21 protein-coding genes and 1 tRNA gene are annotated in these 21,803 nt (G+C 63.8%); 10 read left to right on the forward strand and 12 right to left on the reverse strand.

Annotation, left to right across the window (positions count from 1 at the left end; translation table 11 throughout):
* Window positions 1-137 precede the first annotated feature (137 nt).
* On the reverse strand, window positions 138-776 hold the full coding sequence (locus tag ACS7SF_RS12015; protein ID WP_439889998.1) for an ANTAR domain-containing response regulator: 639 nt from the start codon (window positions 774-776) through the stop codon (window positions 138-140).
* A 142-nt stretch (window positions 777-918) separates the two neighbouring features.
* Between ACS7SF_RS12015 and ACS7SF_RS12020 the strand changes: the two genes are divergently transcribed.
* Window positions 919-1,620, forward strand: a complete 702-nt coding sequence (locus ACS7SF_RS12020; protein WP_439889999.1) for a fumarylacetoacetate hydrolase family protein — start codon at window positions 919-921, stop codon at window positions 1,618-1,620.
* Window positions 1,621-1,637: 17 nt separating this feature from the next.
* A complete protein-coding gene (gene maiA / locus ACS7SF_RS12025; RefSeq protein WP_439890000.1) occupies window positions 1,638-2,282 on the forward strand; it encodes a maleylacetoacetate isomerase in 645 nt (214 codons plus the stop codon).
* Window positions 2,283-2,437: 155 nt separating this feature from the next.
* Here maiA and ACS7SF_RS12030 read toward each other — a convergent pair whose 3' ends face one another.
* Window positions 2,438-3,607 (reverse strand): acyltransferase family protein, encoded by a 1,170-nt coding sequence (locus ACS7SF_RS12030; RefSeq protein ID WP_439890001.1) that lies wholly within the window; start codon window positions 3,605-3,607, stop codon window positions 2,438-2,440.
* Window positions 3,608-3,764: 157 nt separating this feature from the next.
* The gene (ftsY, locus tag ACS7SF_RS12035; protein ID WP_439892748.1) at window positions 3,765-4,715 is read right to left on the reverse strand and encodes a signal recognition particle-docking protein FtsY; all 951 of its coding nucleotides are present in this window, start codon (window positions 4,713-4,715) and stop codon (window positions 3,765-3,767) included.
* Window positions 4,716-5,189: 474 nt separating this feature from the next.
* Here ftsY and ACS7SF_RS12040 point away from each other — a divergent pair, with 474 nt between their 5' ends.
* The 5 genes from ACS7SF_RS12040 to ACS7SF_RS12060 all read left to right on the forward strand — a co-directional run bounded on the left by ACS7SF_RS12040 (window position 5,190) and on the right by ACS7SF_RS12060 (window position 9,759).
* Entirely contained in the window at window positions 5,190-6,686 is a 1,497-nt protein-coding gene (locus ACS7SF_RS12040; protein WP_439890002.1) for a M16 family metallopeptidase, read from the forward strand.
* The gene (locus ACS7SF_RS12045; RefSeq protein WP_439890003.1) at window positions 6,686-8,038 is read left to right on the forward strand and encodes a M16 family metallopeptidase; all 1,353 of its coding nucleotides are present in this window, start codon (window positions 6,686-6,688) and stop codon (window positions 8,036-8,038) included. The genes ACS7SF_RS12040 and ACS7SF_RS12045 overlap by 1 nt, the downstream gene beginning before the upstream one ends.
* A 77-nt stretch (window positions 8,039-8,115) precedes the next feature.
* Complete coding sequence (rsmD, locus tag ACS7SF_RS12050; protein ID WP_439890004.1) at window positions 8,116-8,772, forward strand: 16S rRNA (guanine(966)-N(2))-methyltransferase RsmD; 657 nt, start codon at window positions 8,116-8,118, stop codon at window positions 8,770-8,772.
* 162 nt (window positions 8,773-8,934) lie between these two features.
* Window positions 8,935-9,438, forward strand: coding sequence for a pantetheine-phosphate adenylyltransferase (gene coaD, locus ACS7SF_RS12055; protein WP_439890005.1), 504 nt, complete (start codon window positions 8,935-8,937; stop codon window positions 9,436-9,438).
* Window positions 9,439-9,498: 60 nt separating this feature from the next.
* Complete coding sequence (locus tag ACS7SF_RS12060) at window positions 9,499-9,759, forward strand: YfhL family 4Fe-4S dicluster ferredoxin (protein ID WP_426396807.1); 261 nt, start codon at window positions 9,499-9,501, stop codon at window positions 9,757-9,759.
* A gap of 57 nt (window positions 9,760-9,816) precedes the next feature.
* Here the strand turns inward: ACS7SF_RS12060 and ACS7SF_RS12065 are convergent, their stop codons facing one another.
* The 8 genes from ACS7SF_RS12065 to ACS7SF_RS12100 all read right to left on the reverse strand — a co-directional run bounded on the left by ACS7SF_RS12065 (window position 9,817) and on the right by ACS7SF_RS12100 (window position 16,646).
* Window positions 9,817-10,452 (reverse strand): DUF4124 domain-containing protein, encoded by a 636-nt coding sequence (locus tag ACS7SF_RS12065; protein ID WP_439890006.1) that lies wholly within the window; start codon window positions 10,450-10,452, stop codon window positions 9,817-9,819.
* A 27-nt stretch (window positions 10,453-10,479) separates the two neighbouring features.
* On the reverse strand, window positions 10,480-11,082 hold the full coding sequence (pth, locus tag ACS7SF_RS12070) for an aminoacyl-tRNA hydrolase (protein WP_439890007.1): 603 nt from the start codon (window positions 11,080-11,082) through the stop codon (window positions 10,480-10,482).
* Window positions 11,083-11,258: 176 nt separating this feature from the next.
* Window positions 11,259-11,885 (reverse strand): 50S ribosomal protein L25/general stress protein Ctc, encoded by a 627-nt coding sequence (locus ACS7SF_RS12075; RefSeq protein ID WP_439890008.1) that lies wholly within the window; start codon window positions 11,883-11,885, stop codon window positions 11,259-11,261.
* Between the two features lie 151 nt (window positions 11,886-12,036).
* Window positions 12,037-12,987, reverse strand: a complete 951-nt coding sequence (locus ACS7SF_RS12080; protein WP_426396814.1) for a ribose-phosphate pyrophosphokinase — start codon at window positions 12,985-12,987, stop codon at window positions 12,037-12,039.
* A gap of 80 nt (window positions 12,988-13,067) precedes the next feature.
* A tRNA-Gln gene (locus ACS7SF_RS12085) sits at window positions 13,068-13,144 on the reverse strand.
* A gap of 50 nt (window positions 13,145-13,194) precedes the next feature.
* Window positions 13,195-14,064 carry a 4-(cytidine 5'-diphospho)-2-C-methyl-D-erythritol kinase gene (ispE, locus tag ACS7SF_RS12090; RefSeq protein WP_439890009.1) on the reverse strand — a complete coding sequence of 290 codons (870 nt, stop codon included), beginning with the start codon at window positions 14,062-14,064 and terminating at the stop codon, window positions 13,195-13,197.
* Between the two features lie 18 nt (window positions 14,065-14,082).
* Window positions 14,083-14,694, reverse strand: a complete 612-nt coding sequence (gene lolB / locus ACS7SF_RS12095; RefSeq protein ID WP_439890010.1) for a lipoprotein insertase outer membrane protein LolB — start codon at window positions 14,692-14,694, stop codon at window positions 14,083-14,085.
* Window positions 14,694-16,646 (reverse strand): tetratricopeptide repeat protein, encoded by a 1,953-nt coding sequence (locus ACS7SF_RS12100; RefSeq protein WP_439890011.1) that lies wholly within the window; start codon window positions 16,644-16,646, stop codon window positions 14,694-14,696. Before ACS7SF_RS12100 ends, lolB begins: the two co-directional genes overlap by 1 nt.
* Before the next feature lie 102 nt (window positions 16,647-16,748).
* Between ACS7SF_RS12100 and mutM the strand changes: the two genes are divergently transcribed.
* The 3 genes from mutM (at window position 16,749) to mutY (ending at window position 21,103) form a co-directional block, all read left to right on the forward strand.
* Window positions 16,749-17,621 carry a bifunctional DNA-formamidopyrimidine glycosylase/DNA-(apurinic or apyrimidinic site) lyase gene (mutM, locus tag ACS7SF_RS12105; RefSeq protein ID WP_439890012.1) on the forward strand — a complete coding sequence of 291 codons (873 nt, stop codon included), beginning with the start codon at window positions 16,749-16,751 and terminating at the stop codon, window positions 17,619-17,621.
* A gap of 287 nt (window positions 17,622-17,908) precedes the next feature.
* Entirely contained in the window at window positions 17,909-19,852 is a 1,944-nt protein-coding gene (locus tag ACS7SF_RS12110; protein ID WP_439890013.1) for a dynamin family protein, read from the forward strand.
* Between the two features lie 102 nt (window positions 19,853-19,954).
* Complete coding sequence (gene mutY, locus ACS7SF_RS12115) at window positions 19,955-21,103, forward strand: A/G-specific adenine glycosylase (protein WP_439890014.1); 1,149 nt, start codon at window positions 19,955-19,957, stop codon at window positions 21,101-21,103.
* Between the two features lie 16 nt (window positions 21,104-21,119).
* On the opposite strand, the gene ACS7SF_RS12120 is transcribed toward mutY, so the two are convergent.
* On the reverse strand, window positions 21,120-21,773 hold the full coding sequence (locus tag ACS7SF_RS12120; RefSeq protein ID WP_439890015.1) for an LON peptidase substrate-binding domain-containing protein: 654 nt from the start codon (window positions 21,771-21,773) through the stop codon (window positions 21,120-21,122).
* Between the last annotated feature and the right edge of the window lie 30 nt (window positions 21,774-21,803).

Here is a 21,803-nt window from a genome sequence, read left to right on the forward strand (position 1 = left end):
AGGGCAGGAACGGCCAAACCGTCTTGAGATGTGTGTGAGCGCCGCAGGTGGGGTGTGGCGCGAGGCTGGTGCGTTTCCGGCGCCGGACTTGTGCGGCGCACCAAAACTGGGCGGTGCGCGGCGGCCTTAACCGGCCATCACGTGGCCATCACGTCAATCACACGCTGGGCGGCTTCGACGAGCTTGATATTGCGGTCCATCGCCATCTTGCGCAGGCGCTTGAAGGCCTCGTCTTCCGACAGGCTCATCTGCTTCATTAGCAGGCCCTTGGCACGCTCGAGCACCTTGCGCTCGGCCAACTGGGTCTTGGCGGTGTCGAGTTCGGCGCGCAGTTCGCGCTCGTGCTCGAAGCGGGCGTAGGCGACGTCCAGCACGGCCTTGACGCGCGTAGGTTTGATGCCATCGACGATGTAGGCCGTGATGCCCGCCGCGAACGCTGATTTGATGCGCGCCGCATCGTCGTTGTCGGTGAACAGCACGATGGGGCGCGGCGCGTGCTGGGTGGCCACGCAGACGTGCTCGATGGTGTCCCGCGCGGCGGATTCCGACGCAACGATCACCATGTCGGGCTGCGCCTGCGCAATGCGGTCGGGCAGGGTGAGGTCGGCGTCGGCCAGGCCCACGTCGATGAAGCCGGCCTCGGCCAAGCCCGCACGGATCAGCTCCAGGTTGATCTGCTCGGCGTCCAACGGATCACGCACCAGCAGCACGCGCATCGGCGCGGCCGAGTGGGGCGCGGCGGGCGAGGCAGATGGCGCAGGCGGTTTCGTTTGCATGGTGCAAAGTGGGGCAGGGTGCACGCTACGCTTGCAAGAACCGCGCCGGGCCGGTGCGGGTGTATGCTCGCAGCTCGGTCGCCGGGGGGGGCGGTGGCCGTGTCCCCGTCTGTTTATTCAAGCGAATTTCCAGGAGACCTGCATGACCGAATTTGTCGTCACCCCGCCCGCCGTCAACGGCATTCCCGTGCGTGGCGGGCAAGGCCAGTTTCCGGTGCGCCGCGTGTACTGCGTCGGCCGCAACTACGCCGCCCATGCCCGCGAGATGGGTTCCGACCCCGACCGCGAGCCGCCGTTCTTCTTCTGCAAGCCGGCCGATGCCGTGCGCTACATCCCCGACGGCGAGACCGGCCAGTTCGTCTACCCCACCGAGACGAAGGATTGCCACTACGAGATCGAACTCGTGGTCGCCATCGGCACGGGCGGGCGCGACATCGCTGTGGAGTCCGCAGCCAAGCATATCTACGGCTACGCCATCGGCCTGGACATGACGCGCCGTGACCTGCAGAACGCCGCCAAGAAGGGCGGCCGCCCGTGGGAAACCGGCAAGGCGTTCGATGGCTCGGCACCGATTGGCCCGATCATCCCCGTGAAGGATGTCGGCCATCCGGACAAGGGCGCGATCACGCTATCGGTCAACGGCAAGGAACATCAGCGCGGGGATCTGTCGGACCTGATCTGGTTGGTGCCGGAAACCATTGCGTATCTGTCGCGCCTGTTCGAGCTGCGCCCCGGCGATCTGATCTATACCGGCACGCCCGAAGGTGTTGGCCCCGTGGTGGTCGGTGACCTGATGGTTGGCAAGATCGAAGGTGTGGGCGAACTGCACGTGAAGGTCATCTGAGCAGAGAGCCGCAAGCCATGTCGATCAAGCTTTACAACTACTTCCGCAGCTCGGCGTCGTTCCGTGTGCGCATCGCGCTGGAGATCAAGGGCCTACCGTATGACTACGCGCCGGTCCACCTGCTCAAGGGCGAGCAACTGGCGCCCGACTTCGTCAAGCTGAACCCCGATGCGCTCGTGCCCGTGCTGTGCGATGGCACCGACGTGCTGAACCAGTCTTTGGCGATTGTCGAGTACCTGGAAGAAACGCACCCCGAGCCCACGCTGCTGCCGGGCTCGCCCAGCAACCGCGCGCACATCCGCGCGATTGCGCTGGCGATTGCGTGTGAGATCCATCCGCTCAACAACCCGCGCGTGCTCAAGTACCTGAAGCACACGTTCAACGTGGAAGAGGAAGCGCGCAACGACTGGTATCGCCATTGGGTGAAACTGGGGTTTGCGGCGCTGGAGACGCGGCTGTCGGCATCGCCGCTGACCGGTGCCTACTGCGTGGGCGACACGCCGACGCTGGCGGACGTGTGCCTCGTGCCGCAGGTGTTCAACGGCAAGCGGTTTGATGTGGCGGTGGAGGATTACCCGACGCTGGCGCGCATTTTTGAGCACTGCATGGCGCAGGAGGCGTTTCAGCGGGCGGCGCCTGCGGCGCAGCCGGATGCGGGGTGATGCTTCGGTGATGGCTTAGTCCACCGTTCATCATTGCAAGAATGAAAACGCCCGGCAAGTGCCGGGCGGTGAGCGCGATTACTTCGGGCATTGGCGGTCAGCGCGAGGTATTCAGCGCATCGACGATGTTTGGCAATGGGTGAGATAGGAAGACATCAGGCGCCGCCCAGCGTTTGCTTTGCCGTCATGGCTGGGCGAGCGTCGATCAGTCTAGTACGCAGCCATTGATGGATTGGCGCCTCAATGAGTCGGTAGCACAGATAACCTACAATCACTGAGCTTGCTACAAAAAACATCCACAGTACGTCGCCCACTATTTTGTGATTTGGGTCTAGTTTCATGGCTAACGTGATCAGTATGTGCTGCAAGATCGCATGGCTCAGGTATAGCGAATAGGAGCTGTCGCCAAGTGTTTTAAGAGGGGTGACTCTCCGCCATATGTCGGCGCGCTCCAAGAATATTGCACCGGAAACAATCAGTGCGGATGGGATTCCCCAAAAAATGAAGCGATTTGTGTCTGTTATGTTGATGTTAAGTGTGAAAAGCAGGAGGCATAGTCCGATCGATAGCATCAAAAAAGCAAGCATGCTATGCAGCTTTACGCCGCTTTGATACGCTAGGCCAATCGCGCAGCCAAATACAAACTCCATCAATAGTGGGCTGGTGTATGTCCCAATAATCGTTGCATCTTCAACGATCAAGTTCAGCAGCGAACTCGCAATAAAGAACGTGGCGACGATAGGCACGCGCCATTTTTTTGGCGAGAGCAGGGACAGCGAAAAAATCGCGTAGAACCAGAGTTCATATTCCAGCGTCCAGCCGGGTGCGAGAACAGGAAGATTTGATCCGCTATTACGGTTGATGGACGGGAAAAACAGGTAAGAGGCTAGAGCGTGCGCGTAGTCGAAGTTTTCGCCTCGATGCCTTGCTGCATAAACCTGCATAACAAGCTCGGCAGAGGTCAAAATCCAGTAAAGAGGAACGATTCTCGCTAGCCGTGTCGTCATAAACAACACCGCGCTTTGCCGCCCCGCTGGGCGATCATTGGCTGTGATGACCATGATCGCGCCAGAAATCACGAAGAAAATATCCACGCCCAGCCTTGCCCAGTCGAGCAGCAATTGGCTATATATCTGAGGCCATCCGTGAGATTGAGTCGTATATGCCGCGTGAAAACCAACTACCAGTAACGCGGCAATTCCTCTCAAATGCTGAATGGAATCTAATCTATTTTTCATGGTCGTCCCAGCTTGCGTCTCCCGCAGCTCCTGCAACATCGTTTTGCTTGCAGACCTCTCTGCCTCAAAGCTCGCTGGATTGTTCAAGCCTGACTCAATATCGGTTGAAAACCCACCTGCGCGAGGTGGATGCTGAGACTTTGAGGTGTTACTGATGCGTGTCGTTTGTGTGCGGAGGGGCTGCAAGAAGGCGTCTGGGCGAGCAGCCACGGCATCGTGCTGCTCGCCGCAGATGGAAAGGGATTTAGCCCAGCAGCGCATCCGCAAATTCCCGCGCGGAAAACGGCTGCAAATCTTCCACCTGCTCACCGACGCCAATGAAGTACACCGGCACCGGCCGCTGCCGCGCAATCGCAGCCAGGATGCCGCCCTTGGCGGTGCCATCCAGCTTGGTAACGATCAGGCCGGTGAGGCCGAGCGCTTCGTCAAACGCCTTCACTTGCGCCAGGGCGTTCTGCCCGGTGTTGCCGTCGATTACCAGCAGCGTTTCATGCGGCGCCGTGGCCATGGCCTTGGCGGTCACGCGGCGCACCTTCTTGAGTTCCTCCATCAGGTGCAGTTGCGTGGGCAGGCGGCCGGCGGTGTCGGCCATGACGATGTCGATGCCACGAGCGCGCGCTGCGTTCACGGCGTCGAAGATGACGGCCGCCGGGTCGCCGGATTCCTGCGCCACCACCGTCACGTTGTTACGCTGGCCCCAGATGACGAGCTGCTCGCGCGCAGCGGCGCGGAACGTGTCGCCCGCGGCCAGCAGTACGGATTGCCCGTAGGTCTGGAAGTGCTTGCAAAGCTTGCCGATGCTCGTCGTTTTGCCGGCACCGTTCACGCCCGCAATCATGATCACCATCGGCTGCTCGCGGCCCAGCACCATGGTTTTTTCCAGCGGGTGCAGCAGTTCGACCAGCAGGTCGCGCAGGGCGATTCTCACGCCTTCGGCGGTTTCGATGCGCTCGGCCTTGATGCGGCGGCGCAGTTCGCCCAGCAGGTATTCGGTGGCGTTGACGCCGGCATCGGCCATCAGCAGCGCGGTTTCGAGCTCTTCGAACAGCGCTTCGTCCACCTTCACGCCAACGAAGAGCGTGGTGAGGTTCTTGCTCGTCTTCGATAGCCCCGAGCGCAGGCGCGACATCCAGCCCTTGCGGGCTTGTTCGATGACGGGCGGCGTCGGCACGGTTTCGATGTCGCCGGCCTGCATGTCGAGCGGGGTGGCTTCAGCAGGGGCGTCCGGCACGGCAACCGACGCGGGCGGTGCGATGGCGGGGGTGGGTGCAGGGGCGGGTGCCGGAGTCGACGCTTCCGCTGGCGTCGGTGTGGCAGCCTCGGGCGCAACCGGGGTAGGCGTTGGCGCTTGGGGGACGATGGGTTCGGGGCTGGTGCCCCCGCCAAATCCCAAACGTGACAGCCAGCCTGGGCGGGCTTCTTCTGCTACGGGTGGCGTGGTCGCGCTGGTGTCGGGGGGGGGCGCCGCGGCAGGGGCCTCTTCTGCCACGGCAGGCGTGGGAACAACCGGAGCCGGTGCGGGTGGTTGAGCGGCCTCGGGCGCGGCTGCGGGCGTGGGTTCGGCGGCCGGTTGCGGCTCTGCCTTGCGCTTCTTCCAGAAACTAAACATCGTAAAAGGCAGTCTATTTCGCCGTTAGAATCAAGCGTCGAATTTTATCAGACGGCCCTTATGCGCTCTTCCATGCGAATTGTTTCAAATCGGGCTCGGTCACGGGCTTGGCAACTGGCCGCGATGGCCCTGGCGGCGGGCCTGTTAGCCGGCTCGGTCGGGGCACAGGAACTGGCGGGTTCTCCCGCTCGTGCAGCAGCCACTGCCACGGGCGCCAAGGTGGGTGCCAGCCAATCCGATACACACGAATACAAGTTGCCCAACGGCCTGCGCCTGATCGTCAAAGAGGACCACCGCGCGCCTACCGTGGCCCACATGGTGTGGTATCGAGCGGGCAGCATCGATGAGCACAATGGCACCACCGGTGTCGCCCACATGCTCGAGCACATGATGTTCAAGGGCACGAAGGCTGTGGGCCCCGGCGAGTTCTCGCGCCGCGTGGCTGCGCTGGGCGGCCGTGAAAACGCCATGACCACGCGTGACTTCACGATGTACTTCCAGCAGATCGAGAAGTCGCACCTGGCCGATGTGATGGGGCTCGAAGCCGATCGCATGGCCAATCTCCAGCTCACCGACAAGGAGTTCAAGCCGGAGATGAACGTGGTGAAGGAAGAGCGCCGCATGCGCATCGACGACTCCGCCCGTTCGACCGTCTACGAGCAGATGCTGGCCACGCTGTTCAATGCCGCGCCCTATCGCAACCCGACCATCGGCTGGCCGGGCGATCTCGACACGATGACAGTGCAGGACGCGCAAAACTGGTACCACGCCTGGTACACGCCCAACAACGTCACCGTGATCGTCGCGGGCGATGTGAACCCCGACGAGGTGTTCCGCCTCGCGCAGCGCACCTACGGCAAGCTCAAGCCGCACGATCTGCCGCGCCGCTATGCGCAGGAAGAACCCAAGCAGATCGGCGTGAAGCGCATCTGGGTGAAGGCGCCCGCAGAGAACCCATACGTGGTGCTGGCGTACAAGACGCCGCCGCTGCGGGATGTGGAGAAGGATGTCGATCCGTACGCGCTCGAAGTCCTGTCGGCCGTGCTGGATGGCTACGACAATGCGCGCCTGCCCAACCTGCTCGTCAAAGGTGACAAGCGCATCGCGGATGACGTCAACGCCGGCTACGACGGCTTGAATCGTGGCCCGTCGATCTTCCTGTTGGATGGCACGCCCACCGATGGCCACACCACTGCCGAGATCGAGCAGGCCCTGCGCGCGCAGATCGAGCGCATTGCCAAAGAGGGCGTGACCGATGCCGAGTTGAAGCGCGTCAAAGCGCAAGTCGTGGCCGGGCAGATCTACAAGCGCGACTCGGTGTTCGGTCAGGGCATGGAGATCGGCATGAACGAGATGAGTGGCCTGCCGTGGCGCTCCATCGACCGCCAGCTGGAGAAGATCAAGGCCGTCACGTCTGCGCAAATCCAGCATGCGGCACAGACGTACTTCAGCGAAGACAACCTCGTCGTGGCCACGCTGCTGCCGCAACCGATCGACCCCAACAAACCGGCGCGCAAGCCCGTTCCCGGTATGCGCGATGAAGGAGGGCTGCGTTGATGCGCGCCATGTCTATCACTCTGAAGACGGCGCTGGTCGCCATTGTTGCAGCGGCGGCGCAAGGCGCGCTGGCCGCGCTGCCCATCGAGCACTGGACGGCGCCGACCGGCGCGCGCGTGTACTTTGTGCCGAGCCCGTCGATCCCGATGCTCGACATCAACCTCGACGTGGACGCCGGCTCGCGCTATGAGCCGGCGGCCAAGGTCGGCCTGGCATCGCTGACGGCCGGCATGCTCGACAAGGGCATCGCTGCGCAGGGCAACGCTCCGGCACGCGATGAAGCGGCGATTGCCGATGCGTTCGCTGACGTGGGCGCAAGCTTTGGCGGCGGTGCAGGTGGAGACCGCACGAGCTTGCGCCTGCGTACGCTGTCCGACCCAGTTGAACGCGGCCCGGCCATCGCACTGATGACGCAGATCGTCTCGGCGCCGACCTTTCCCGATGCCGTGCTCGCGCGTGACAAGCAGCGCCTGGTCGCAGCCATCCGTGAATCGCTGACCAAGCCCGCTGTGCTGGCTGAGCGCGCGTTCGGTACGGCCATCTACGGCACGCATCCGTACGGTCAGACGGCCTCGCCGGAAACGGTGGAGAGCATCACGCGCGACGACATCGTCCGCTACTACCAAGCCAACTACACGGCCAAGCGCGCGGTGGTGACGCTCATCGGCGCGATCAGCCGCCAAGAAGCCGAGGCCATCGCCGAGCAGATCACGCGCGGCCTGCCGGCAGATGGGGCGACGCCGCCGGCATTGCCCGACGTGAAAATGCCGCTGGCGAAGGCGGAGACGATCCGCATTCCGCACCCGGCGCAGCAGGCCAGCATCATCATTGGCCAGCCCGGCATTGCGCGCGGCGACAAGGACTACTTCGCACTGCTGGTCGGCAACTATGTGCTGGGCGGCGGCGGCTTCAGCGCGCGCCTGACCAACGAGGTGCGCGAGAAGCGCGGCCTGACTTACAGCATCGGTAGCTACTTCGCGCCCGCCGCGCAGCCCGGCCCATTCGAGCTGGCGCTGCAGACACGCAAGGACCAGACCGAGCAAGCCCTGACCGTGGTGCGCGATACCGTCGCCAAGTTTGTGGCCGATGGCCCGACCGACGTGGAGTTGAAGGCCGCCAAGGACAACCTCGTTAACGGTTTCCCGCTGCGCCTGGACAGCAACCGCAAGCTGCTGGACAACGTCGCCAACATCGCCTGGTACAACCTGCCGCTCGACTACCTGGATACGTGGACGCAGCGCGTCGCGGCGGTGACGCGCGACCAGGTGCGCACGGCGTTCCAGCGCGTGCTGCAACCGCAGACCATGGCGACGATCGTGGTGGGTGGCCCGGAGAAAGCCGCCGCGAACTGACGTTCTCTCGGCTTCAACCGAAAAAACCGGCGGTATCTCCGCCGGTTTTTCTTTGCGGTGGCACTACAATCGCGCCCATGGCACCTCGACCCTCCAGTTCCAAAGGCCCCAAGGCCAAGACCGCCACGTCGCATGTGCGCGCACCGCAGCAGGTGCGCATCATCGGCGGGCAATACAAGCGCACGCCGCTGCCGGTGGTCGACGCCGATGGCCTGCGCCCGACCAGCGACCGCGTCCGCGAAACCGTATTCAACTGGCTCGGCCAGGACCTGACCGGCTGGCGCTGCGCTGACATCTTCGCCGGCACCGGCGCGCTCGGCTTTGAGGCCGCTTCGCGCGGTGCAGCGCATGTGACGCTCATCGAGAACCACGCCCCCGCCGTGCGCGCATTGCATGCTGTGCGCGACAAGCTGAGCGCCAGCATGGTCGACATTGTTTCCGGCGACGCGTTTGCGTGGTTGGCCCGCCAGCCCGATGCTGCGCTCGATGCGGTGTTCATCGACCCGCCGTTTTCGCAGGATTGGACCTTGCGCGCATTGGATGCCGCGGCCCGTGTCGTCAAACCGGGTGGGGTGATCTACCTTGAAGCAGCGCAGCCGCTGGTGGATGTGAGTGCTGATTCACCTAGCGACGCGCCCATCGCCGGTATTGCGCTGCCCACCGATTTGGTGCTGCACAAGCATCTGCGCGCCGGCGCGGTGCACGCACATTTGCTGCTCCGCAAAAACGGTTAAACTACGCCGCTCGCAACGGTGCATGAGCATCGGGCGGCACCTGCAGGCGGCAGGCTCGGGACCAGCCGCGCTCGACAACGCAACGGTGTCCAAATGCACAATGGCGCGGCCATGTCCCACGCCGCGCACGACGGACGCTCTTTTCCCCTTGGTGGAGGAACCATGGTGATCGCGGTTTATCCCGGCACTTTCGATCCATTCACGCGCGGTCACGAAGACCTCGTGCGGCGTGCATCCAACATCTTCGACGAGCTGATCGTCGGGGTGGCGCAGAGCCCGAACAAGCGGCCGTTCTTCGCGCTGGAAGAGCGCATCGAGATCGCCCGTGAAGTGCTCGGCCACTATCCGAACGTGCGAGTCGAAGGGTTTTCCGGCCTGCTGAAGGATTTCGTGCGCAAGAACGGCGCGCGCGTGATCGTGCGGGGCCTGCGTGCCGTGTCGGACTTCGAATACGAGTTCCAGATGGCCGGCATGAACCGCTACCTGCTGCCGGACGTGGAAACCATGTTCCTCACGCCGTCGGACCAGTACCAGTTCATTTCGGGCACGTTTGTGCGTGAAATCGCCGTCCTGGGTGGCGACGTCAGCAAGTTCGTGTTCCCGTCGGTCGAGAAGTGGCTCAAGGAAAAGACCGGCAAGGCGGAAGGGTCGGGCAAATCGGAATAAAATGACGTTTTGGCGGGCATTCGTTACGACCAGCCCGCCGGTCATTTCAAGGAAGGCATCATGGCGCTCATCATCACCGATGAGTGCATCAATTGCGACGTGTGCGAGCCCGAGTGCCCGAACAACGCCATTTCGATGGGCCCGGAGATCTACGTGATCGACCCGGGCAAATGTACCGAATGCGTCGGCCACTTTGATGAGCCTCAGTGCCAACAGGTCTGCCCGGTGGAGTGCATCCCCAAGGACCCGGCCCACGAGGAAACGCACGAGCAGTTGATGCAGAAGTACATCAAGCTCACTTCCCCGCCACGCGCGGCGTGAGCCAACAAAAAGAGACGGCCGAGGCCGTCTCTTTTTCATTGGTGCGTGCTGTTCCGTTTACTGGATCGGTAGCAGGTCTTCCGGACCCTCATACACGTAACCCGGCTCACAGACGATACGGTAGTGCGGGTAATGCGGACGCGGCGGGCGCGGCACGATGGGCGTGGGTGCAGCCGGTGCCTGCGCGAATGGCTTCGGGCCATTGCTGGGCTGACGCAGCGCGCCGGCAGGCGGGGCGGGCGGCTGGGTAATCACCGGCATCGGTGTCGGATAGGGCTGCGGGTAGGGCGCAGGGCCGATGTACACGCGATGACAGTAACGCACGCCTTCCTGCGCAACCACGACCTTCCGCTGCTGCTCGCGGCGCGCCTGCTCGGCGGCTTGCGCGGCAATCTGTGCTTGGCGCGCGTCTTCTGCGGCTTGTGCCTTGCGACGCGTGGTTTCCATCTCGTGGACTTGCGCCGCCTCGGTGCTGGCGCGGTCGAGCGCGGCTTTCTGGTCAGCCGCGCTTGGCGTGTTGTCGATCAGAGGCACCGACGTCGCGCGCGTGCCGCAGGGGTGGTCCGAGTAAGTCGTCTGGCCGTGCTCGTTGCAGCGATAAACCTGTGCTTGCGCGGGCGTCGTTGCCGATAGGCCGAACACCAGACCCGCCAGCGCGGCGGCGCGAAAGGTGAGGGAGATGAACGGCGTCATGGCGGTGTCCTTGCTGGTGTGGGCGGCTCAGCGAGTCGTGTGCAGGCGCATCATGGCTTTCTCAGCGTTGCCGGCAATCAGCTCGGGCAGCGCGTCGAGGCTGTGATCGATGGCGCGGTCGATGAGTTCTTGTTCTTCCTTGCGGGGCGCTTTGAGCACGAAGTTGGCAACGTCGTGCTGGCCGGATGGCGCCGTACCCGGCGGCAACAGATTGCGCGGGTGACCGATGCCCAGTCGCAGGCGCCAGAACTGTTGCGTGGTCAGATGCGCGGCAATGTCCTTCAGACCATTGTGGCCACCCGAACCGCCACCGAGCTTGAGCTTGACCGCGCCGGGCGGCAAGTCCAATTCGTCGTGCACGACCAGGATCTCATCCGGCATCACCTTGTAGAAGCGCGCCAGCGCTACGGTAGCCAGGCCGGAACGGTTCATGAAAGTCTGCGGCTGCAGCAGCCACACTTCGTTGCCCCAAAGGTTGGCGCGGGCGGCATAGCCGTGAAAGCGCGTCTCGTTACGTAACGTTACGTTGCCGATGCGGGCAAGTTGGTCGATCAGCCAGAAGCCGGCGTTATGCCGGGTCGCAGCATATTCGGCGCCCGGATTGCCGAGCCCGACGATGAGTTTGATCATGCGATGAAATACCAGGATGAGGTGCAGGAAGCGCCCCTTGATCCTACAAGCATAGCCGCTTTCCTCGACGTGCAGGCAAGGCGGCCTCGGGGGAAACGCAGGTAGAAAAAAAGCCCGGCGAGACCAGCTCGGCGGGCTTTTTCGTGTCGCACCCGAAGGTGCGACGGTGCGGCAACTTAGGCGGCCGGCTTCTCTTCGCCAGCAGCGGCAGCGCCTTCTTCAGCAGCAGCGGACTTCTCGCCAGCCGGCACGCTGATGTTGGCAACCGCCGGGTTCTCATCGCCACCGTGGGTGAGGATGGACACGCCCTTCGGCAGCTTCAGGTCAGCGATGTGCAGGGTCTGGCCGATTTCCAGAGCACCCAGGTCCACTTCGATGAACTCCGGCAGGTCGGCCGGCAGGCACGACACTTCCACGTCGTTCAGGATGTGGTTCACGATACCGTGGCCCAGCTTCACGCCCGGTGCGGTTTCCTGGTTCAGGAAGTGCAGCGGCACCTTGACGTGGATCTTTTCCTTGGCCGACACGCGTTGGAAATCAACGTGCAGAACCAGTTGCTTGAACGGGTGCAGTTGGAAATCACGCAGCAGCGCCTTTTCCACCTTGCCAGCCACTTCGATGTCGAGGATCGACGAGTGGAAGGCTTCCTTCTTCAGCGCGTGGTACAGCGCGTTGTGATCGAGTTCGATCAGCTTCGGCTCAGCACCGCCACCGTAAATGATGGCCGGGGTCTTGCCGGCATTGCGCAGGCGGCGGCTCGCACCAGTGCCCTGAACGCTACGCTCGAAAGCGACAACTTTCATGATTGCTCCAAACGAAAAAGACGACTCGCGACCAAGCCGTCTGGTGAATGGGGCGCAACATTGCGCCCCGCAAACACCGCAGAAGTGTCGTCGAATCGACGTTTTCTGCAGTAAAGCCTTGAATTATAACAGAGCTCGTGCGACTGCTGAATTATTCAGCAAACAGCGACATGATGGAGTCGCCACGCACGATGCGGGTAAAGGTCTCGGCCAGCAGCGGCGCCGTCGAGAGCTGGCGAATCTTGCCGCACTTGATGGCGTCTTCGCGCAGCGGGATGGTGTCGGTCACGACCACTTCGTCCAGCATCGAATCGGCAATGCGAGCGGCCGCGCCACCCGACAGCACCGGGTGCGTGCAATACGAGAACACTTGCTTGGCACCGCGCTCCTTGAGCACCTGGGCTGCCTTGCACAGCGTGCCGCCGGTATCAATCATGTCGTCCATGATCACGCAGTTGCGGCCTTCGACTTCACCGATGATGTTCATCACCTCGGCCACGTTGGCCTTGGGGCGGCGCTTGTCGATGATCGCCAGATCGGTGTTGAGCTGCTTGGCGAGCGCGCGCGCGCGCACCACACCGCCAACGTCCGGCGACACGACCAGCAGGTCGCTGTAGTTCTTCTTGCGCAGGTCTTCGAGCAGGACGGGCGACGCGTAGATGTTGTCGACCGGGATATCGAAGAAGCCTTGGATTTGGTCTGCGTGGAGGTCCATCGTCAGCACGCGCTCGACGCCGGCGACTTCCAGCATGTTGGCCACGACCTTGGCCGTGATGGCCACACGCGCCGAACGCGGGCGGCGATCCTGGCGGGCATAGCCGAAGTAGGGGATGGCAGCCGTGATGCGGCGGGCGGATGCACGCTTGAGCGCATCGACCATCACCATCAGTTCCATCAGGTTGTCGTTGGTCGGGGCGCAGGTCGATTGCAGGATAAACACGTGCTTGCCGCGCACGTTTTCCTGAATCTCGACTTGGACTTCACCATCGGAGAAGCGGCCGACGAGGGCCTTGCCCAGCGGAATGCCTAGGTGCTTGACGACAGCTTCTGCGAGTTTGGGATTGGCGTTGCCGGTAAAAACCATCAAGCCTTCGCTGCTCATCGGGGCACCTGTTTTGACTTCAGACGCGCCGGCTGGCTGAAGCGCCAACCGGGCTATTGCTGGGAACATGAGGAAGAAAATGGCAGGGGCGGAAGGATTCGAACCTACGCATGCCGGAATCAAAATCCGGTGCCTTAACCAGCTTGGCGACGCCCCTACACAACCGATTGGTTACTGCTTCCATTGCAGAAGCAATAACTGCAAACCTTACACAGCAAAACTCGCGAGTGGGTGATGCGCCAGACCTGCCGCACACCGACCTTCCCATTCGGAAGGCACCTGATCCGCCACCGCTTGTGCATGCTCAACGTTATCGAACGGAGCGAACACGCAGGCACCGGACCCGGTCATTCTTGCCAGAGGGCTGAACTGACGCAGCCAGACAAGAGCTCGGGCGATTTCGCCGTATTTCCTTTCCGCCACCGCTTGCAGATCGTTGCGACCGTAAGCGAAGACAATTTGTTGGTCAGGAAAGTCCGTAATTATGGTGAGTGGCGTATCGCGTGTCAACCCTTCATCGCAAAAAATTTCGGGGGTGGGCACATGCACGCGAGGATGGATCACCACGAACGCGGCCGGCGGCACGGTGACCGGCGTGAGTTGCTCGCCGATGCCTTCGGCGAACGCGTTCTGGCCGAAGATGAAGAAGGGCACGTCGGCACCGAGTTTGAGACCGAGCGCCATCAACGTCGTGCGCGGCAGGTCGAGGCCCCACAGGCGGTTGAGCGCGAGCAGCGTGGTGGCCGCGTCCGACGAGCCACCGCCGATGCCGCCGCCCATCGGCAGCCGCTTCTCGATGGCGATGTCGGCGCCGTAGGTGCAGCCGGTCTCGGTTTGCAGCAGGCGTGCGGCGCGGATGATGAGGTCGTCATCGGCCGGTACGCCGGGGATGTCGGTGGTGCGCACGAGGCGACCGTCAGTGCGGCGCGTGAAATGCAGCGTGTCGCACCAATCGATCAACTGGAAGACCGTTTGCAGCAGGTGATAGCCGTCGGGGCGGCGGCCGACCACGTGTAGAAAGAGGTTGAGCTTGGCGGGCGCGGGGCAATCACGCAGCTCGGTCGGTGCGGAAGTCATGGTGAAACGATGACGCTGTTACTGGTCCAGTACGAGCCGCACAGAGAGCGGTCCATTCGCGCCTTGCGGGCGATCCAGGTCGAGCCGGCGGATGCGCGCATCGGTGGAGGCGTCGTCCGTCCAGGCGACGTAGTGCACGGTCCAGCCGTTCTGCTCGATGGTTTCGGGGCGCGATTGCGCGTCACGTGCTACATGGGCTGGCGTGCCAGCCGCGGGGCGGGCGCGCAGCCAATCGCGCAGGCCGGAAACCGGTAGCGAGAAACCGAGCGCGTCCTGCATCAGCGTGTCGACTTCGGGGGCGCGCCGTGGTGGCTGGTTGGGCAACTCGAGCGTGGCGCCTTGTTGGTTCTGGCTGACCACCGCCATCGTCTGGCCCAGCGGCGACATCAATTCCAGTTGCACATCGGTGCCGCGCTCGCGCCAGAGGAAGCTGCCCACCACGCTTTGCTCGGCGTTGCCTTGCGTGTAACGAGCGGAAAAGCGGCCTTGATAGCGCGTGACTGTCGTGTCGCCGTCTTGCACGCCAGCGAAGAGGTCATTGGCCGGTCGCACGCTCGCGCAGCCGGCAAACAACATGCAACTCGCGCCCAGCATTACCGCGCCAAGCGCGTTGGAGAACCGCACGCCCATCAGTTCGCGCTCGTCGGGGCGTCGGGAATCGGCTGGCCGAAGCGGCGCAGCGTGTCACGCAGGGTGTTGTCGTTGACGTCGAGCTTGACGGCTTCCGTCCAGATCTTGCGTGCATCGTCCTGCTTGCCCGATTGCCACAGGACTTCGCCCAGGTGCGCGCCGATCTCGGCTTGCGGGGCAGCGGTCCAGGCTTTGCGCAGGATGTCGGTGGCGGCCGGCAGATCGCCGCGGCGGTACTTCACCCAGCCCAGGCTATCGGCGATATAGGGGTCTTCCGGCGCCAGCGAGACAGCCTTCTCCAGCAACTCCTGCGCTTCCTGCAGGCGCACATTGCGATCGGCCAGCGAGTAGCCAAGCGCGTTGTAGCCAATGGCTTGGCCGGGGCGCAGGTCGATCACCTTGCGCAGCAGCGTTTCCATGTTGTCGTAGTGGCCGTCGTGCTCTTCGAGCATTGCCAACTGGTACGAGTATTCGACGTTGTCCGGGTCGCTCTGCAGGAACTCGTTGACGCGGGCGCGGGCGCGGCCGTAGGCCTTCGCGTCCATCAGCATGCCGATCTCGGCCTGGCGGATGCCGTCCATCAACGCTTGGCGGCGCGGGCCGTCGGGGATGTCTTCCGAATCGGCAACGAGTTCATCGAACGTCTGCTGGGCTTCGTCGATGCGGCGCAGCTTGCCGAGCAATTGCCCACGTTTGATACCGGCGGCGAGTGCGGTCTGACCATCGCCGTCGCCGTTGGCCGATCCGGTGATCTTGTCGACCCAGGCGAGCGCGCCGGCGTAGTCGCGTTTCTCTTCGGCCAGTTGGGCGAGACCCTGATAGCCCGGCTCGGGGCTCAGCGTGGGCGATTTGGCCGTGGCGGCCACGTATTCCTTCAGATAGCGCTCGGCGGTGTCGTACTGGCGCTGCTGCAGGTTCAGCAGGCCCAGCGCCAGCGTAATGCGCGCGTCGTTGGGCGCGATTTTCTTGACGGCCTCGAACTCGGTGCGGGCCTTGTCCTGCTGATCGCGCACCAGGTACATGCGGGCCAGCGCGAGGTGGCCGTCGATCGAGGCCGGCGCGGCCTTCAGGAAGGTGCGCAGGCCGGCGATGGCGCCATCCGGGTCGCTATCCGCGCGGAGTTCGGCGGCAAGGATGGCGGCGTCTTCGTAGCCGGGGCGCAGCTTGAGCGCGGTATCCAGTTCCGTCAGCGCACCCGGGACGTCCTTGGCGACGACCTTGGCGCGTGCTAGCGCCAGGTGCGTTTCGGGGCGCTGCATGTCGTGCGCGGCGATGTGCTGCAGCGCAGTCACGGCGCCAGCTGGGTCGCTGCTCTTGGACATCTGCTGCTGCAACTGCAGGATGGCGTCGGCGCGCTGGCCGGGCGACACCTTGTTCAACTGCGCTTGCAGCATCGGCTCGACTTCCGCCCATTTGCCGGTGGCCACCAGCAGGAGCTGCTGCACCTGGCGCGCGGGCATGGATGTCGGCGAAAGCTCGACCCATAGCCGCGTCGCAGTCAACGCTTGCGAAGGAGAGCGGGTCAGGAAGGCGATTTCGGTGGCGCGCTGGGCGAAGCGCGGGTCGCGGGTGTCCTGCGCCAGGTCGAGATACGTTCGATAGGCCGGCTCGACCATGCCACGCTGCAGCGACACTTCCGACGCCAGCACGCGATACATGATGTCCGCATCCAGCGGGACATGCGGCAGGTCCGTGCGCTCGGAATTCAACAGCCCGGTGCGCGGCCGCGAGCGTTCCAGCTGGACGGCTGCGCGGTTGTTGCCGCCTTCCGGTGTCGCCTGGGCGATGAGCGGGGCGGCTGCGCTATGGGCGAACCGCGTGGCGGACTGCGTTGCCCATGCCGGCACGCTCGCCAAGCCTCCCGCAACCAGCGAGGCGAGCAGGATCGCTCGGCTGCGTGGGACTCGCCGCGGGCGTTGCGTCGCGGGCGAACGGGAGAAGGCGTGAGGCATGGTTGCGAGGCTCCGGATGAGGGTTCGGGGCATTGTAGCCTGACCGCTACAATCGGCCGCATTGGTCAAGAAGATTGGAGCATCACATGCGACGGAGGTTCGATGCCTGAGTTGCCGGAGGTAGAAGTCACCCGCTTGGGCCTGTTACCGCATATCACGGGGCGACGCATCGTGCGCGCCGTGGTGCGCCATCATGGCTTGCGGTGGCCGATTGACCCGGCATTGCCTGACCTGCTCGCCGGTCTGACCGTGACGCGCCTGCTGCGCCGGGGCAAATATCTCTTGGTCGAATGCATGCCCGATGCGGACGGGCCCGGCGTGACGGGCGCGAGCGGCGGCTGGCTGCTGATCCACCTAGGCATGACGGGCACCCTGCGCGTGCTGGAGACACCGGTGACGCCGGGGCCGCATGACCACGTCGACATTGAACTGGCGGACGCAACCGGTGTGCCGATCACATTGCGGTATCGCGATCCGCGTCGCTTCGGCGCTGTCCTATGGCACCCCGGCGACGAAGGGGGCCTGGCGGAGCACCCACTGCTGCGCAACCTCGGCATTGAACCATTCGACGCGCGGTTCGATGGCGACTGGATGTTCGCCAGAACCCGTGGGCGTCGCGTTGCGATCAAATCGGCCCTATTGGCGGGCGACATCGTGGTGGGCGTGGGCAACATCTACTGCTCGGAGAGCTTGTTTCGCGCCGGGATTCGGCCGACCACGGCGGCAGGCCGCATCAGCCGCCCTCGCTACGCGGCGCTGGCCGAAGCCGTCCGTGCCACGCTGGCCGACGCCATTGCCCGGGGCGGCAGCACGCTGCGCGACTTTGTGGGCTCAGACGGGCAGAGCGGTTACTTCCAGCTCGAGGCCTTCGTGTACGACCGCGCGGGCCTGCCATGCCGCGTGTGCGGCACGCCGATCCGCCAGATCGTGCAAGGCCAGCGCTCGACCTTCTACTGCCCGACCTGCCAGCGCTGAGGCGGCTGCCCGAGCACCCCCGCCGCAGTGCCTGCTGGAGCGCTTTGTGCGTCATTTCGCAAGATTTTCGAAGTGGGGTGTCCAGCCGCCGATGGCATCCCGCAACACTTGCCGCGCCGCCCCTCGCGCGCCAGCGGAAAGTTCCACCGGATTCGGGCGGTTCCCTGTATCGTTCCATCTAAATTTGTGCCTTTCTGTGCCGTAATGGGGCGTATGCCCACGGCTGTAGTGATGGCGGGAGGGTGCGCGGTTGCATTTCGGGTGCGCGCACACAATAAGACAGAACGATGAACAACACACTGAGCACACAGTTCGAGCAGTACAGCGCCTGGCGCGCTTCGGTACTGCAGTCGGTGGGGGAATTCCAGGATTGGCTGCAGGCGCAGGAGCTGTACGACGCCCAGGCCGACATGCGCGCACAGCGCATCCGTGGGGTTCTGCGTAGCGACAAGCTGAAGGTCGCCTTCATTGCCGAGTTTTCGCGCGGCAAGAGCGAGCTGATCAACGCGATCTTCTTTGCGGATTTTGGTCGCCGCATCCTGCCGTCGTCGGCGGGCCGGACCACGATGTGTCCGACCGAGCTGATGTACGACGAAAGCTATCCGCCGTCGATCCGCCTGCTGCCGATCGAGACGCGTCTGCACGATGCGTCGACGGCTGACTTCCGTGATGCCGGCAGCCACTGGCTGTCGGTGCCGCTCGATCCCTCGTCCCCCGAGGGCATGCTGGAAGCGTTCCGCCACGTGGTGGAAACCGTGCGCGTGCCCAAGGAAGAGGCCGAGCAGCTTGGCCTGTACAACGACGCCGATCCGGACGCCGCGTTCTCGGTGGATGCTGCCGGTACGGTGGAAGTGTCGAAGTGGCGCCACGCGATCATCAATTTCCCGCATCCGATGCTCAAGCAGGGTCTGGTGATCCTGGATACGCCGGGCCTGAACGCGATCGGTACCGAGCCGGAACTGACGCTGCGTTTGATTCCGGATGCGCACGTCGTCGTGTTCGTGCTGGCGGCCGATGCTGGTGTGACCAAGAGCGATCTGGAGCTGTGGCGCTCGCACGTGGGCGGTGGTCAGCGCAAGGGCTGCATCGCCGTGCTCAACAAGGTCGACGGCCTGTGGGATCCGCTCAAGACCGAGCAGGAAGTCGAGAACGAAGTCAGCCGCCAGATCATGACCACGGCGCAGGTGCTCGATATCGATGTCGAGCGCGTGTATCCGGTGTCGGCGCAGAAGGGCTTGCTGGCCAAGGTCAGCCATGACGACGAACTGCTGGCCAAGAGCCGTCTGCCGGAACTGGAGTCGGTGCTGTCGGATCAGCTGATCCCGCAGCGTCGCGAGATCGTCACCGAGCAAGTGCAACTGGCGGTCAAGGACATGGCCGCCGGTGCGCAGCAACTGCTGCAGATGCGCCGCCGCGACATCGTCGAACAGCTGTTCGAGCTACGCGGCCTGCGCGGCAAGAACCACACGATGGTCAAGCACATGCTGATGCGTGTGCAGGGCGAGAAGGAAGAGTTCGAGCAGAGCATCGCCAAGTTCCAGGCGCTGCGCACGGTGTTCGGCCGCCACAGCGCGGAGATCATCAAGAGCGTGCAGCTCAAGCAGATCCGCTCGACCATGCGTGAAGCGCGCGAAAAGATGAAGGAGCGCGTGTTCTCGCGCGGCCTGCGTGACGACATGGACAAACTGTTCGGCCACCTGACCGGCCTGGTGCGCGACGCGGCCAACCGCATCGACCAACTGCACCAGATGGTCGATGGCATGTACAAGAAGTTCAACGCGGAGCACGGCTTTACGCTGTCGCCGCCGCTGCGCTTCCTGGGCACGCGCTACGACGCCGATCTGAAAGAGACGCTGATGCTCGCGCACAACCACTTTGGCGCGTTCAGCTTCCTGACGCGTCCGAAGCCGCAGCTCGTGCACGGCGCGTTCTCGACGGTGGCCAGCCGCGTGCTGGATACCTTCCAGGACATGAACCGCGATATCGAGATCTGGCTGAAGTCGGTCATGACGCCGCTCGAAGCACAGGTGCGCGATCACCAGAAGCAGCTTCGCAAGCGTGTCGATTCGATCGAGCGCATCCACGAGGCGACCGATACGCTGGAAGCGCGCATCGCCGAGCTTGAGGCGCTGCTCAACACGCTGGATGAGCGCAGCGGCGTGATTGCGACGTACACCGATCGCATCCTTTCAGCCGGGATGATTCTGGAGCAGCACTCTGCTGCCGCCTGACGCCCATCGTCACGCATTGAAAGGCGCCTGCGGGCGCCTTTTTCGTTCTGGTAGGATCGCCGCCAGCGTGCGGTTCCCGCGCGCCGCTTCTTCATCACACGCATGACCGCCACCCCACGCCGCACGCGCCGCCCCCCTCAAGCCGCTCCCGTTTTGCCCTCGCTTCCTGACGACTTCGCCGTGCGCGTGATCGCCTGGCAGCAGCGTCACGGGCGTCACCATCTGCCGTGGCAGAACACCGGCGATGCGTATCGCACGTGGCTCTCCGAGATCATGCTGCAGCAGACGCAGGTGAGCGCGGTGCTCGGTTACTACGCGCGCTTCATCGAACGATTCCCGACGGTGCAAGCGCTGGCTGCTGCGCCCGCAGATGACGTGATGGCCGCGTGGGCCGGCCTTGGCTACTACACGCGTGCGCGCAATCTGCATCGCTGCGCACAGATCGTGGTGGCGGAGCATGGTGGCGTCTTCCCGCGAGATCCCGAGGTGTTGGCCTCGCTGCCGGGCATCGGCCGCTCGACCGCTGCGGCCATCGCGGCGTTCTCATACGGCGTGCGTGCTGCCATCCTGGATGGCAACGTCAAGCGCGTGTTTGCGCGCGCGTTCGGCGTCGACGGCTTTCCCGGCGACAAGCGTGTGGAAGACACCCTGTGGCGTATCGCAGAGGCCGTCCTGCCCCCTGCCGACGGTATCCAACCCTACACGCAGGGTTTGATGGACCTGGGCGCGACCGTCTGCACGCGCGGCAAGCCCGCATGCCTGACGGGTGAGCGCGCTTGTCCGCTCGAATCGCTATGCGAAGCGCGTAGTACCGATCGCGTGATGGAGTTGCCAGTGCCGCGTCCGCGCAAGGCGACGCCCGAACGCGCCGCCACGCTCATCATCGCGCTGCACAGCGACACGGTGCTGCTGCAGCGTCGTCCGCAGCGTGGCATCTGGGGCGGGTTGTGGTCGCTGCCGCTGGTGGGGGAGATGGACGATGCGATTGACGCGCATCCGTTGGACGTCGATGTCGTGCGCCGGGCCGCGCAGGCGTACGGCGCTGTCTCCGCGGTGGAAATGGCCGGTGCGCTTACGCATACCTTCACGCACTTCCGCCTGCATATGCATCTCCTGCGCGCAGAGATCACCGCCACGGCCGCGCTTGGCGACGACTGGCGCTGGCTGCCGCTCGCGCAACTCAATTCCGTGGGATTGCCCGCGCCGGTGAAGTTGGCGCTGGAGACATTGGTGCAGCCGAGCTTGATCTAGCGCGGCCGACGCAGCATCACAGGATGTGGTGCTGCTTCATGTACCGATGGACGATTTCGATGCGCATGCCCGCATCCATCAGTTCCATCAGCTTCTGCTTGGCCTTGAGCGGTACCGGCAGCAGTTCGCACAACCTGTTGGCGACCCAGCTCGGGCTGTTCCAATCATACGGCTCGGCCATCGGCACGTTCCCGTCTTCGCGCGCGCCCAGCGTGGCTACGATGCGGCGCAGGGCGTTCACACAATCGTCGAACAGTTCGCTCTTGCAGTCTTCCACGTCGGCGCCGATGGGCTCGACCGTGCCGCGCATCAGGCCATCGGGCGTGGTGTCGAACGACAGCACTTTGAAGCGCTGCGTGCCGCGCACCTTGATCATCAGCAGTCCAAGCTGCTCCATGTCGCATTCGACGATGTGGGCGATACAACCGACATCGACTGGCACCGTTGAGGTTTCAGCCGTGGCGACTTCATTGCCGCGTTCGATCAGGCAGACGCCAAAGGGAGTCTGGTCACGCAAGCAGGTGCGGACCATGTCCATGTAGCGGGCTTCGAAAATACGCAGTGGGAGCAGTCCGCCTGGAAACAGCACCGTGTGCAGCGGAAACAGCGGCAGCTCGGTTGGCAGCGGCGGCAGCGGTGAGAAAGGCGAGAGAGCGATGTCTTCTTGCATGGACGGGCTTGGGCAGACGGCGGCAAGACC

The sequence above is a fragment of the Ralstonia sp. 25C genome, from assembly GCF_051904805.1.
Classification (GTDB): Bacteria; Pseudomonadota; Gammaproteobacteria; order Burkholderiales; family Burkholderiaceae; genus Ralstonia.